The sequence below is a fragment of the Azoarcus sp. TTM-91 genome, from assembly GCF_012911025.1.
In the GTDB taxonomy this organism is placed as follows: domain Bacteria; phylum Pseudomonadota; class Gammaproteobacteria; order Burkholderiales; family Rhodocyclaceae; genus Azoarcus.
The window spans coordinates 56,959-70,755 of the sequence record NZ_WUEI01000014.1 but is presented as its reverse complement, the minus strand read 5'-3'; the positions used below and the strand labels follow the sequence as shown (position 1 = coordinate 70,755).

Below are 13,797 nucleotides of genomic sequence, written 5' to 3'. Positions count from 1 at the left end.
AAGAGGTGGATGCCGCCATGGTCGCCATCTGCGGCGGCATGCCGCTGGCGGCGGAACGGCTGGCGGCGCAGGGCGGGAGGGCGCTGCTGCAGCGCTTCGTCGCCGACGTCGCCCGGCCGCAAGGCAGCGACCCCCTGAAGCTGGCCGGCCAGTGGGAGGCGTGGCTGAAGTCCAAGGAGACCCTGGCCGCCGGCTTCGGCCTGCCGCAACTGGTGGACTGGATGCAGCGCTGGGTGGCGGACATCGCCGCGCTGCGCCTGGGCGGCAAGGTGCGCTTCTTCCCCGGGCAGGCGGCGCAGCTGGAGGCGCTGGCCGCCCGCGCCACAGTGGCGGCGGTGACGGGCTGTTACAATGAGCTCAGCCAGATCCGCCGCGTAGCCCAGCATCCCCTGAACATGCGTCTCGTCCTCGAAGACATGCTGTTGCGCTACATGCGGGCAACCCACGGAGCGCGAGGATGAACGACACCGTCCGGCCGATGGCGGCACGCCCCAGCGTGCTGTCGCTGAACATCAACTCCAAGTCCGCCCTCTATGCCGCCTACATGCCTTTCCTGGTGAATGGCGGCATTTTCGTGCCGACGCCGCGCCCTTACGGCCTGGGCGACGAAGTGTTCATGCTGCTGCAACTGATGGATGACCCGACCAAGCATCCGGTGGCTGGCGTGGTCGCCTGGGTCACGCCGCAAGGCGCGCAGGGCGGCAAGACGCAGGGCATAGGCGTGCATTTCTCCGCCGATGAAGCCGGCCACGCGCTGAAGGCGCGCATCGAACAGATCCTGGCCGGCCACCTTGGCTCCAGCCGCCCCACCCACACCCTCTGAGCGCAATTCCATGTTCGTCGATTCCCATTGCCACCTCGATTTCCCCGACCTGCGCGAGCGCGAGGTCGAGGTGCTGGCGGCGATGGCGGAGAACGGGGTGGACCGCGCGCTGTGCATCAGCGTGACGCTGGAGGATTTCCCAGCGGTGCTGTCCCTGGCCGAGCGCCACGCGCACCTGTGGGCCTCGGTCGGCGTGCATCCGGACAATGCCGGCTGCGAAGAGCCGGACGTCGCCCGCCTGCTGGCGCTGGCCGACCATCCCAAGGTGATCGCCATCGGCGAAACCGGGCTGGATTACCACTGGCACAAGGACGCGCCGGAGTGGCAGCGCGAGCGCTTCCGCACCCACATCCGCGCCGCACGCGCCTGCGGCAAGCCGCTGGTGATCCACACCCGCAGCGCCGCCGCCGATACCTTGCGGCTGATGCGCGAGGAGAACGCCGGCGAGGCTGGCGGGGTGATGCACTGCTTCACCGAGAGCAAGGAAGTGGCCGAGGCCGCGCTGGACCAGGGTTTCTACATCTCCTTCTCCGGCATCGTCACCTTCCGCAGCGCCACCGAGTTGAAGGAAGTGGCCGCCTACGTGCCGCTGGACCGCCTGCTGATCGAAACCGACTCGCCCTACCTCGCGCCGGTGCCGCATCGCGGCAAGACCAACCAGCCCGCCTGGGTGGTGCACGTCGCCGAGGAAATCGCCCGCCTGCGTGGCGAACCGCTGGCGCGCATCGAAAGCGCCACCACCGAGAACTTCTTCCGCCTCTTCCGCCATGCCCAAGCCTGATACCCGCCACCTGCTCTCTGCCGCCGCTTTTGCCCTGTTGTGCGCCGTCAGCGCGCCGGCGATGGCTGGCAGCTATGAAGATGCCGTCAGCTCCGCCCGCCTGGGCGATACCGCTCAGCTGAGCGATCTGCTGCGCCGCGGCATCGACCCGGACACAGTGGACGCCAACGGCAATTCCTTGCTCATCCTCGCCGCCCGCGAAGGTAACGCCGCCACGGTGAGGGCGCTGCTGCAGTACCGTCCGCGGCTTGGCTATCGCAACCAGGCTGGCGATTCCGCGCTGATGCTGGCGGTGCTGCGCGGCCATGAGGATGTGGCGGAGTTGCTGATTGCCGCCGGAGCGCCGGTCAACCATGATGGCTGGACGCCGCTGCACTATGCGGCTTTCGAAGGCCGCGAAGCGTTGCTGGACCGCCTGCTGGCTGCCGGTGCTGACCCCAGCGCACTGGCGCCCAACCAGGCCAACGCGCTGATGCTGGCCGCCCGCAATGGCCACATCGGGGTGGTCAAGCGCCTGCTGAAGACGCCGGTGGACCTCAACCAGATCAACGACGCGGGCTACACCGCGGATGCCTGGGCGCTGTCCAACGGCAATACCGATATCGCGGAGTTGATCCGTGCCGAGCGTAGCCGCCGCGGCATCGAGCCGCCGGGGCTGCGGATCGAGATCCAGTAAGGCCTGCCGCTGCCGCCAGGCGGCGAGGCTTTCGTCCGGGAGCGCTTGGTTTTCTCCCCTCTCTCCTGATGGTGCGCAGGCGGAGAAAGCGAAATCCTGCTTCGTCCGCCGGAGCAGGCTGAGGCCTGCATGCCACAGCGCTTGCGGCGCAGCCTTCTCAGTTCTCCGCCGGGTTCACCACCTTCTGCGCCGCCAGCCGCTCCAGCAATCCCTCCGCCGGCTCCGGCCGGCCGAACAGATAACCCTGGTACAGCATGGGCGCGCGGCGGGTGAGGAAGTCCGCCTGCTCGCGGGTCTCCACGCCTTCGGCGACGACGTTGAGGCGCAGGTGGGCGGCGACCGCCAGGATGGTGTCGATCAGCGCCGCGTCGTTGGGGTCGGTGGGGGCGTCCTGGATGAAGGTCTTGTCGATCTTGAGTTCGTTGATTGGCAGACGCTTCAGGTAAGCGAGGGAGGAGTAACCGGTGCCGAAGTCGTCGATGGAGAAATGCACGCCCAGCGCGCGCAGTTCGGACATCGTCGCCACCGTCTGGTGTACCCGGTCGATGACCAGGCCCTCGGTCACCTCCATCGTCAGCCGGGTGGGGTCGGCGCCGGTTTCGGCCAGGATGTCGCGCACCCGGCGGATGAAGCCGCTGCGGTGGAATTGCCGCGGGCTCACGTTCACCGCCATGCGGATCGGCGTGCCGGTGGCTTCGGCGCGGGCGAGCAGGCGGCAGGTTTCCCGCATCGCCCATTCGCCCAGTTCCAGGATCAGCCCGGTTTCCTCGGCCACCGGGATGAAGTGGGACGGCGGCACCAGGCCGCGCTGCGGGTGCTGCCAGCGCATCAGCGCCTCGGCGGCCTGGATCTGGCCGGCGGCATCCACCTGTGGCTGCAGGTACATCTGCAACTCGCCGCGCTCGACCGCATGGCGCAGGTCGCCCTCCAGGGCGAAGCGTGCCTCCACCCGCGCCTGCATCTCCGGCTCGAAGAAGCGCACCTGGTCGCGGCCGGCCTCCTTGGCCTGGTACATGGCGGTCTCGGCCTGCTTCAGCAGGTCGGCGATGGTGGTGGCCTGGCCATTGGGGACCAGGGTGACGCCTATGCTGGCAGCCACGACCACGTCCTCGTCGTCCATCGGGTAGGGCAGGGCGACCGCGTTGCGCACCTTCGCCGCTACGCTGCGGGCCATGTCGGCGGCGAAGCCGGCGTGGGAGGCGAGATCCGGCAGCAGCAGCACGAACTCGTCGCCGCCGAAGCGGGCCACGGTGTCGGCTTCGCGCAGGCAACCGGTGAGGCGCTCGGCGACGGCCTTCAGCAGGCGGTCGCCCATTTCGTGGCCGCGGGCTTCGTTCAGCGTCTTGAAGTAGTCCAGGTCCACCAGCAGGATCGCGCCGTAGCGGCCGCTGCGGCGGGCGCCAGCCTGGGCGTTGGCAATGCGGTCCTGCAGCAGGCGGCGGTTGGGCAGGTTGGTGAGCGGGTCGAAGTAGGCCAGGCGCTCGATCTCGGAGTCCGCCGCCTTGCGCGCGGTGATGTCGCGGCCGATGACGACCATGCCGCGGCGGCTGCCGTCCGGGTTGAAAAGTGGCACCTTGATGACGTCGAACACGCTGTGCGGGTTGTCAGGCGAGGGGATGCGCTCTTCCCTGCGGTAAACGCCGCGCTGCTGCCAGGCGGCTTCGTCGGTGGCCTCGCAGGCATGGAAGGTATCGTGGTGGAAGGGCTGACGTTCGGCCAACTCGAGGTTGCGGCAGTTGTGGTAATCGATGCCCTCCAGGCCGAGCTGGCGCACCGCGAAGGCGTTTACCTGGCGCCAGCGGCCGGCCCCATCCTTGAAGCAGACCAGGTCGGGCATGGCGTCGATCAGCGCGGTGAGCTGTTCCTCGCGGTGCACCAGGGCGCGGGTGACGCGGCGGCGACGGGCGACGTTGGCGATCAGCAGGGCGATGATGAGCGCCTGTATCAGTACCGCGGCGAGCAGCGCCTGGCGCAGCCGGGACTGGGTCTCCACCGCCTCGCGGTTGTTGCGGAGGATGGCCTCCTCGGTATGCAGGCGGTACTCGGCGAGCCGCGCCTCGGCTTCGCGCAGGCCCTCCACGTCCTGCAGCACAGCAAGCTGCGCCGGGCCGCCGCCGGCGGTGCTGCCGGCCAGCGGCGAGGCATAGAACTCGACCGCCCGTACCCGGCCGTTCGCCAGCCGTTGGGGCAGTACCAGGTGGCTGCGCGATTCGAGCTGCGCCAGTGCGCGTTCTCCGGCGATGGCCTCGTTGTCCAGCGCCGTGAGTTCATCCAGCGTGCGGCCTATCAGTTGCTCCGGCGGGTAGCCGTAGAAATGGGTGGCGGCGGCATTGGCATCGAGGATGCGGCCGTCGCCGGGGGCGAGCAGCAACATTGCGGCGCCGTGGTTGCGGAAGGGCTCGAATTCGGCGACGCCGGCGGGGCTGGCCACGGGCGCGGCCTGCGCGCGCGGTGCGGCGAACAGGCCGGCTGCAATGGCGAGCAGGCTGGCCGCGAGGAGGCGCCGGGCTTGCGTCATGGCTGGCAGGGGGGTGTCGAGAACAAGCGGGCCGCAGCGCTGTGGAAACATCGGGAGCGGTCTGCTGGCGTCGGGGGAATGGAGGACGGCATGCGCTCTCGGTATGGCGGTGCGGTTACGACGAAAGGCGAAGGCCGATCAAACCATCAATCGTATCGGGCGGTCAAGGTAGAGCTTGGCGGCATGCGCCACGGCGCAGGTGCGGTGGCGGTGGAGGGCAGCGGCGCGCAGGCGATCCAGCCCTCCACCGGATCGGTCTCGCTGGGCAGGCCGAAGGCGGGCGGGCCAGCGAGCAGGGAGGCGGCGGCTTCCGTCAGTGCCAGCACGGCATCGAGCAGGTCGCCGCTGGGGTCGGCGAGCAACTGGCCGAGGAGCGCGTCCCGCCCCTGCACTTGCAGGCGTAGCGGGTGATTGCCGCTGGCAAGCGCGTCGACGATCAGGCGGCGGGTGGCTTCCCGCTCGGCCGAATGCTTGCGCGGGTCGTCGCTCTTGTAGGAGGCCCGGCTGATACTGCGGGCGAGCAGGCCGGGGTAGGCCTCCAGTGCTATCCGCCGTGGGTCGCCCGGCTGCAGGCCGGGCACGCTGAGGCCGGCGGCCAGCAGGCGCGGTGCGCCTTCCAGGAACATCAGGCCGACCGGTGGATTGACCAGCTTCAAAGGGCTGTGGGAGAGCGCCGCCGTGTCGGTTGCCCGGTGGGCGTAACGGCGGCCGGCGGGGCGGCTTTCTCGGTAACGGTCCAGTGCCTGGCGGAAGGCGGCCTTGCCCAGGGCCTGGCAATGGGTCACCAACGCCGGCCAGCTTGCCGGCCAGCCAAGGTCGGCCACCGCTTCGCGCGGCAGGCCGAAGGGGAAATCGAAGCCTCCCAGCCAGGGGCCGGGGCGGGCAAGCAGGGCCTCGAAGCCTGCCCAGTCGGGCAGATGCTCGAAGCCGTCCAGCTGCAGTACGGCCTCACCGACGAGGTGGCCGTGGGCGACGGTGATGGGCTTGCGCTTGCGGGGCGCGGAGGTGAAGTCCACGCCCAGCAGCGCGGTGGTGGCGGGGTTCACGGCCGTAGCAGCTCCGCCGCGGCGAGCAGGGTGGCGAGGTGGATGTCCACCGTGTCGTCTATTTCCCGCGCATAGCCGCCCGCCATGGCGATGGCGACCGGCACGCCGGCCTGGCGGCTGCGCTGCAGCACGGCGGTGTCGCGGGCGAGCAGGCCGGGCTTGCTCAGCGCGAGACGGCCGAGGCGGTCGCCAGCGTAGGGGTCGGCGCCGGCGAGGTAGATCAGCAGCTGCGGGCGGAAATCGTCGAAGACGACATCCAGTGCGCCGGCCAGCGCTTCCAGGTAGGCTGCGTCGCCGGTTTCGTCCGCCAGTTCCACGTCCAGATCGCTGCGGGCCTTGGTGAAGGGGAAATTGCGCGCACCGTGCAGGCTGCAGGTGAAGACCTGAGGCTCGCCGGCCAGGATGGTGGCCGTGCCGTCGCCCTGGTGCACATCGCAATCGACGATGGCGACGCGCGCCACCCGGCCTTCGGCGCACATTGCCAGCGCGGCGATGGCGGCGTCGTTGAATACGCAGAAGCCGGAGCCGGCGTCGCGATGGGCGTGGTGGGTGCCGCCGGCGAGGTTGGCGCCCCAGCCAGCCTGCAGCGCATGACGGCAGGCGGCCAGCGTGGCCCCGGCGGAGCGGCGGGAGCGCTCCACCATGGCGGTGGACCAGGGGAAGCCGATGGCCTTCAGCTCCGCGGTGCTTAGCTCACCGCTGGCGACGCGCTGGAGGTAGCCGGCGTCGTGGGCGCGCAGGATTTCCTCATCGCTGGCGGCCTCCGGCACGGCGAAGTCAGCGCTGGCGAAGCGGCCGCTGTCCAGCAGGCGCTGGCGCAGACGGGCGTACTTCTCCATCGGGAAGCGATGGCCGGCCGGCAGCGGCAGGACGAAGTGATCGGCGTAGAAGAGTCGCATCCGGCGGGCGGTGCCCTTGCGCGGGTTGGTGGATCAGCGGATCAGCGGGATGGCAGCAGGGAAGGCGGGATCGCCGTCTCCATAGACGAGGGCGACTTCGTCCTCCGGCACTACGGTGACCGCGATCTCGGGCTCGTGCTCGCCGCCGCCGAGGATGACGCCACGCAGCGGGGAAATGTCGGAGAAGTCCCGCCCCCAGCCGAGCACGATGTGCTCCCGCGCCGGCAGCAGCGCGTTGGTGGGGTCGAAATCCACCCAGCCGTGCTGCGGACAGTGCACCGAGATCCAGGCGTGGGTGGCGTCTGCGCCTATCAGCCGGGGTTTGCCGGGGGGCGGCCGGGTGAGCAGGTAGCCGCTGACGTAGCGCGCGGACAGGCCCAGCGAGCGCAGGCAGGAGAGCATGAAGTGAGCGAAATCCTGGCACACGCCGCGGCGGCGCTCGAACACCTCGGTGACCGGGGTGGACACGTCGGTGGCTTCCGGGTCGAAGGTGAACTCGCGGAAGATGCGTTGCATCAGCGCATCCACCGCTTCCAGCAACGGTCGGCCGGGGGGGAAGTCGGCGGCGGTGTAGTCGGCGAATTCACGCTTGAGCCGCACATGGGGCGATTCGAACATGAAGGCCATCGCCTCCAGCGCCCGCTGGTCCGCCAGCCGGCCGGCGTGGTAGCCGAGCAGGTCGCGCACCTGCTCCCAGGGCGGGCTGTCCTCCAGCGCGGGCAGCGGCGGGGCGTCCCGCTCCACCCAGCTTTCGGCACGGATGAAGAGGGTCTCGTGGTCGCGCTCGAAATGCAGCGACTGAACCGCGTTGCCGAACCCGTCGATGAAGTTCAACCGCCGCGCGGGCTCGGGCGAGATCTCCACATGGTGGCTGAGGCAGCGTTGCCAGGGCAGTTCGCGCGGCGTCAGCCGCAGCAGCTGGCGGGATTCGCCCACTGGCTGGTCGTAGTGGTAGATGGTGTCGTGGCGCAGGTGGTAGCGCACCGGGCAGTCAAGCTGGGCTTTGGCGGCCGGCGGGGCTTCTTGGTCTGCCTGGGGTTGCAGGGCGGCGCTCATGCGACCCTCCGCAGCGCCACCGGCCGCACGGTGTGGGTGAAGAAGCGGCGGTGCAGTTCGTCCGACAGGATGTGCGCGCCTTGCTGGATCTGCATCAGCAGGCGGCCGAGGTGGCCGCAGGCCCCGTCGCAGCGTTCGGCCTCCAGCGTGGTGAGGTCGAAACGGCGCAGCTGTGCGGAAAGCTCGTCCAGCAACGGCGGGCAGGGGTGGCCGAGCTCGGACGCGGTGCGCTCCAGGTCATGGCGCAGCGTCTCCACCTGGAAGGCCACCGAGTGCGGGTTGGAGGTATCGAACACCAGCAGGTGCGCCACCGGCAGCGTTTCCGGCGCGCGGCGGTAGCGGGCGCGGTAGGTGACGATGGAGTTGGCGGTTTCCAGCAGCCAGTCGAACATGCGCTCGCGGACCTCGGCCGGCGCCTCCAGCGGCACCGAGATCAGGGTGGCGAGGCCAGCCATGCGTTCGGCGCGGCGGCCGAGGATGAGGAAGCGCCAACCCTCGTCGCGGGTCATGTCATCCATGGCGAAGCCGGCCAGCGAGATGCAAGAGAGCATCACCCGGTCCAGTGCGGCCAGCGCCTGGTCCAGGGTGGCGGCGGGCGTTTGCAGCACCTGCTCCAGCCGGTTCAGCGCGTGCCAGTTGTCGGAGGACATGCGCTCCCGCACCTGGCTGGCGGCGAAGGCGAGGGCGCGCAGGTTGGCGGCCACGGAGCCGGCCTGTTCCGGGTCGAACACCGCCGCCAGCAGGCGTTCCTCGATGTCTTCGTCCGGGTCTTCTATGGTTTCCACCGGCAGCACGCCGGCGTGGCAGGCAGCGGTGAGCAGGCCGCGGAAGCTCGGGTCGCGGCCGCCCTCCGAACTGGACGCCCGCGCCAGCGCGGCGCGCAGGATGCGGGAGCTGGCCTCGCAGCGTTCGGCGTAGCGCCCCATCCAGAACAGGTTCTCGCCCACCCGCGACGGGATGTCGCTGGCGGCGCAAACGAGGTCGATGACGCCCAGCCGCTTCTTCAGCAGGCTGGTATGGACCACCGGTGTCTCGGTCTTGATCCAGGTGTCCTTGGACAGGCCGCCGCGCTGCATGGAGATGACCTCCATGCCGGCGCGCGGCGCCACCCGCGTCAGCGCCCCCGGCATCACCACATAGCCTTCCGGCGTGGCGGTGGCGAACACCCGCAGGCCGACCGAGCGCGGCATCAGGCGCTGCTCGCGGTAGCGGCTCCACACTGGCGCCTGCGCCAGCCGCACCCATTCCTGGGCGACGTAGGCGTGGGGCTGGGCCTGCAGGCGGGCGATCATGTTGCGGCGGGCTTCGCCGCGCAGTTGGTGGCCGAACACCGCTTCCATGTGCATGCTGGCGAAGGCCGGCTTGATGACCAGGTCGTCCAGGTGCTCCAGCGCGTACTCCAGCGCCGGTGGTTCGCCGCACCACCAGGTGGCGACCGAGGGCATGGCCAGCGGCTCGCCCAGCAGGCGTTCGGAAATGGCGGGCAGGAAACCGAACAGCGCGCCGGATTCCAGCACGCCACTGCCCAGGGCGTTGGCCATCAGCACCCGGCCGGCGCGGATGGCGCCTAGCAGGCCGGGAATGCCCAGCGCGGAGTCGGCGCGCAGTTCCAGCGGATCGCAGAAGTCGTCATCCAGCCGGCGCAGGATGGCGTGCACCCGGCGCAGGCCGCGCAGCGTCTTGAGGTAGACGGTGTCGTCGCGCACGGTGAGGTCCTGGCCCTCGACCAGCGGGAAGCCGAGGTAGCGGGCGAGGAAGGCGTGCTCGAAATAGGTTTCGTTGTACTGGCCGGGGGTGAGCAGCACGGTGAGCGGCGCTTCGCCGTCGGTGGGCGCAAGGCGGCCCAGGCTGTCCTGCAGCGCGCGGAAGAAGCCGGCCAGCGGCTGCACATGCATGTCGCGGAAGGCGTCCGGGAAGGCGCGCGAGACGATGAGCCGGTTCTGCAGCGCGTAGCCGGCGCCGGAGGGGCCCTGGGTGCGGTCGGCGATGACCCACCAGCGGCCGTCGGGCGAGCGGGCGAGGTCGGCGGCGTAGTTGTGCAGCCACACGCCGCCCGGCGGCTGCACGCCGCGGCAGGGCCACTTGTAGCCGTGCTGGCCGAACACCAGCGCCGGCGGCAGCAGGCCTTCGGCGAGCAGGCTCTGGTCGCCGTAGAGATTGCCGAGTACCGCGTTGAGCAGGCGGGCACGCTGGGCGAGGGCTTCGGAGATCTGCGCCCATTCGTCGGCGCTCACCATCAGCGGCAGCATGTCCAGCTCCCAGGGGCGCTTGGTACCCTTTGGGTCGGCATAGACGTTGTAGGTGACGCCGTCGGCCTCGATGGCGTCGCGCACGAAGTCGGCGCGGCGGGCGAGGTTGTCGTCGGGGAAGTTGTGCAGGCGGTCGGCGAATCCCTGCCAGTGGGCGCGTGGGCGCCCGTCCGCGGCGAGCATTTCGTCGTAGCGGTCCGGGCTGGGGGGATAGGCGTCGATTAGGCCGGAAGGCATGGTCAGAAAAAGCGGCGCCGCCTCGGGGTGGGCCGAGGCGGCGCGTGTGGGTCAGAATTGACGCAAGTCTAGCGTGAACGGGAACTCCGGGTTGATCCGGGCTTCCCCGATTTCCATACGACCCGGGGTATGCCCCATGCGGAAGAAACGGGCCATGCGGCGGCTTTCGGCTTCGAAGGCGTTCACCGGGAAGGTCTCGTAGTTGCGCCCGCCGGGGTGGGCGACGTGGTACTGGCAGCCGCCCAGGCTGCGCTGGTTCCAGGTATCCACGATGTCGAACACCAGCGGGCCGTCCACGCCTATCGTTGGATGCAGGCAGGAGGCCGGCTGCCAGGCGCGGTAGCGCACGCCGGCGACGAACTCGCCGACGGTGCCGGTGGGCCGCATCGGCACCGGCACGCCGTTGCAGGTGAGCTGGTAGCGGTCCGGGGCGGTGCCGCTGAGCTTCACCTGCACCCGCTCCAGCGAGGAGTCCACATAGCGCACGGCGCCGCCGATGGCGCCTTCTTCGCCCATCACATGCCAGGGTTCCAGCGCGGCGCGCAGTTCCAGGGTCATGCCCTTGACGCTGAAGTCGCCATACTTGGGGAAGCGGAATTCCTGGTGCGGCGCGAACCACTCGGCCTGCATCGGGTAGCCGTCGGCCTGCAGGTCGGCGATGACGTCGCTGAAGTCCTGCCAGACGAAGTGCGGCAGCAGGAAGCGATCGTGAAGTTCGGTGCCCCAGCGCGCCAGCCGCTGCGGTTCGTAGGGCTCTTTCCAGAAGCGGGAGACCAGGGTGCGCAGCAGCAGTTGCTGGGTGAGGCTCATCTGCGCATGCGGCGGCATTTCGAAGGCGCGCATCTCCAGCAGGCCGAGGCGGCCGGTGGGGCCGTCGGGCGAGTACAGCTTGTCGATGCAGAACTCGGCGCGGTGGGTGTTGCCGGTGACGTCGATCAGCAGGTTGCGCAGCAGCCGGTCCACCATCCACGGCGGGCAGCCGTTGGGGCCCCGGGCGGTGACCCTGTCCATCTCGCGGAAGGCCAGTTCCAGTTCGGGCAGGGAGTCGTTGCGGGCTTCGTCCACCCGCGGCGCCTGCGAGGTCGGGCCGATGAAGAGGCCGGAGAACAGGTAGGACAGGCTGGGGTGGTTGTGCCAGTAGCTGATCAGGCTGCGCAGCAGGTCCGGCCGGCGCAGGAAGGGTGAATCCGCTGGCGTGGCGCCGCCGAGCACGAAGTGGTTGCCGCCGCCGGTGCCGGTGTGGCGGCCGTCCAGCATGAATTTCTCGGTGCTGAGGCGGGAGTAGTGGGCGGCCTCGTAGAGGTGGGTTGTCTGGTCAACCAGTTCCTGCCAGCCGGTGGCCGGGTGGATATTGACCTCGACCACGCCTGGATCGGGCGTGATGCGGAACTGCGACAGGCGGGTGTCGCGTGGCGGCTCATAGCCTTCCAGCAGCACCGGCTGGCCGAGGTGCTCGGCGGTGGCTTCCACCGCGGCGACGATCTCCAGGTAGTCCTCCAGCCGCGGGACTGGCGGCATGAAGATGTAGAGGGTGCCGTCGCGCGCCTCGGCGCACATCGCGGTGCGGGTGATCCAGCCGGCGGACTGCTTGGATTGCGGACGCTGGTCGGTGACCGTGGCGGCAGCTTCGGCGCCGCCGTTGCCATTTGCGCCCGGGCTGGCGCTGCGACGGCCCATGCCAGCAATGCCGCTGCCGGGCGAAAACTGCTGGCGGATGGCAGCATGCGCCGGCAAGGGCGGCACGCCGGCGAAGGGGTCGGGCTGGTGTATCCAGGGATAGTCGGCCTGGCTGGCCCAGGGCTGGGAGTCCAGCGGCAGGCGGTAGCCCAGGGCGGAGTCGCCGGGCACCAGGTAGCAGCGCTCGGTGCGCAGGAACCAGGGGCCGGTCTGCCAGGCGTCGCCGGCCGGGTTGCGGGCGATGGGCAGCACGTAGCCCACGGTTTTGTCCAGGCCCTCGGCATAGACCTTCATCAGCCGCGCCCGCTCCAGCGGATCTTCCAGGCGGGAGTCGAAGGGATCGACGTTGGCGGGCAGGCGACGCTCCCGCCACAGGTAGTAGAAGACGTCCTCGAAGGCGGGGAAGACGTACTGCGCGTCCAGGCCGACGCGATCGGCGAAGGCGCGCAGGAAGCGGCCGGCGAGTTCTTCGCTGGCGGTGCCGGCGCGGCTTTCGTCGGCGATCAGTTCGGGGCGGGTCCACATCGGCTCGCCGTCCTTGCGCCAGAAGCAGTTCAGCGACCAGCGCGGCAACTGCTCGCCCGGATACCACTTGCCCTGGCCGAAGTGCACCAGCCCTTGCGGCGCGTAACGCTCGCGCAGGCGGTGGTAAAGGTCGGCCGACAGGCGCTTCTTGTTCGGTCCCAGCGCGGCGGTGTTCCACTCGGCGCCGTCCGGGTCGTCCACCGAGACGAAGGTGGGTTCGCCGCCCTGGGTGAGGCGCACGTCGCCCGCCACCAGCTCTTCGTCCACCGCATGGCCCAGGGCCTGGATGTCCGCCCACTGGGCCTCGGTGTAGGGCTTGGTGACGCGCGGCGCTTCCCAGATGCGGGTGACCTTCATCAGGTGCTCGAAGCCGACCTCGCACTTGTCCAGCGCGCCGGTGACCGGCGCGGCGGAGTAGGGATCGGGCGTGCAGGCGAGCGGAATGTGGCCTTCGCCGGCGAACAGGCCGGAGGTCGGGTCCAGGCCGATCCAGCCAGCGCCGGGCAGGTAGACCTCCGCCCAGGCGTGCAGGTCGGTGAAGTCGGCCTCAGGGCCGGAGGGCCCGTCCAGCGACTTCACATCCGGCGTCAGCTGTATCAGGTAGCCGGAGACGAAGCGCGCGGCCAGACCCAGGTGGCGCGCCAGTTGCACCAGCAGCCAGGCAGAGTCGCGGCAGGAGCCGGAGCGGCGCTCCAGGGTTTCCTCCGGCGCCTGCACGCCGGGCTCCAGCCGGATGGTGTAGTCGATGTGCTTGTAGAGATTGCTGTTGAGCTCGACGAGGAAATCCACGCTCTGCTTTTTCTCGCGCTCGACGCTGTCCAGGTAGGCGGCGAATTCCGGCGTCAGCGGCAGCTTCTTGAAATAGGGCGCCAGTTCGTCCCGCTGCCAGGACTCGTATTCGAAGGGGTAGTGCTCGGCGTAGGGTTCGAGGAAGAAGTCGAAGGGGTTGATGACCGCCATCTCGGCCACCAGCTCTACCTCGATGTGGAACTGGCGCGTTTTCTCCGGGAAGACGATGCGGGCCAGGTAGTTGGCCTGCGGATCCTGCTGCCAGTTGATGAAGTGCTGCTCCGGCAGGATCTTCAGCGAGTAGCTGAGGATGCGCGAGCGGCTGTGGGGCGCCGGTCGCAGGCGGATGATCTGCGGGCCGAGGTTGATCGGGCGGTCGTAGTCGTAGCGGGTGATGTGGGACAGCGCCACATGGATCGACATGAACTTGTTCCTCGTGCAGGCGGACTGGGCAAAAAAGCGAGCGTTGCGGACCAGCAATTCCCGCGCCATGCGGGAGGGGATTCAAAGACGCCGGTATG

General features: G+C 69.6%; 10 protein-coding genes. 4 read left to right on the top strand and 6 right to left on the bottom strand.

What is annotated here, in order from left to right:
* The 4 genes from GRF61_RS06565 to GRF61_RS06550 form a co-directional block, all read left to right on the top strand.
* The coding region (locus GRF61_RS06565; protein ID WP_282447145.1) for a DNA polymerase III subunit delta' C-terminal domain-containing protein at positions 1 to 461 on the top strand (461 nt) is incomplete at its 5' end.
* The gene (locus tag GRF61_RS06560; protein ID WP_169149879.1) at positions 458 to 823 is read left to right on the top strand and encodes a PilZ domain-containing protein; all 366 of its coding nucleotides are present in this window, start codon (positions 458 to 460) and stop codon (positions 821 to 823) included. The genes GRF61_RS06565 and GRF61_RS06560, both read left to right, overlap by 4 nt.
* Positions 824 to 833: 10 nt before the next feature.
* Complete coding sequence (locus tag GRF61_RS06555; protein ID WP_169149878.1) at positions 834 to 1,604, top strand: TatD family hydrolase; 771 nt, start codon at positions 834 to 836, stop codon at positions 1,602 to 1,604.
* A complete protein-coding gene (locus GRF61_RS06550) occupies positions 1,591 to 2,280 on the top strand; it encodes an ankyrin repeat domain-containing protein (protein ID WP_169149877.1) in 690 nt (229 codons plus the stop codon). Before GRF61_RS06555 ends, GRF61_RS06550 begins: the two co-directional genes overlap by 14 nt.
* A gap of 157 nt (positions 2,281 to 2,437) precedes the next feature.
* On the opposite strand, the gene GRF61_RS06545 is transcribed toward GRF61_RS06550, so the two are convergent.
* From GRF61_RS06545 to GRF61_RS06520, 6 genes are all read right to left on the bottom strand, one after another.
* Positions 2,438 to 4,798, bottom strand: coding sequence for an EAL domain-containing protein (locus GRF61_RS06545; RefSeq protein WP_169149876.1), 2,361 nt, complete (start codon positions 4,796 to 4,798; stop codon positions 2,438 to 2,440).
* 146 nt (positions 4,799 to 4,944) lie between these two features.
* Entirely contained in the window at positions 4,945 to 5,844 is a 900-nt protein-coding gene (locus tag GRF61_RS06540) for a DUF429 domain-containing protein (RefSeq protein ID WP_169149875.1), read from the bottom strand.
* Positions 5,841 to 6,743: a histone deacetylase gene (locus GRF61_RS06535; RefSeq protein WP_169149874.1), complete on the bottom strand. Its 903-nt coding sequence runs from the start codon at positions 6,741 to 6,743 to the stop codon at positions 5,841 to 5,843. The genes GRF61_RS06540 and GRF61_RS06535 overlap by 4 nt, the downstream gene beginning before the upstream one ends.
* 33 nt (positions 6,744 to 6,776) lie before the next feature.
* Entirely contained in the window at positions 6,777 to 7,799 is a 1,023-nt protein-coding gene (locus tag GRF61_RS06530) for a transglutaminase family protein (protein ID WP_169149873.1), read from the bottom strand.
* A complete protein-coding gene (locus GRF61_RS06525) occupies positions 7,796 to 10,285 on the bottom strand; it encodes a circularly permuted type 2 ATP-grasp protein (RefSeq protein WP_169149872.1) in 2,490 nt (829 codons plus the stop codon). Before GRF61_RS06525 ends, GRF61_RS06530 begins: the two co-directional genes overlap by 4 nt.
* 51 nt (positions 10,286 to 10,336) lie before the next feature.
* Positions 10,337 to 13,699: a transglutaminase family protein gene (locus GRF61_RS06520; RefSeq protein ID WP_169149871.1), complete on the bottom strand. Its 3,363-nt coding sequence runs from the start codon at positions 13,697 to 13,699 to the stop codon at positions 10,337 to 10,339.
* Positions 13,700 to 13,797 lie beyond the last annotated feature (98 nt).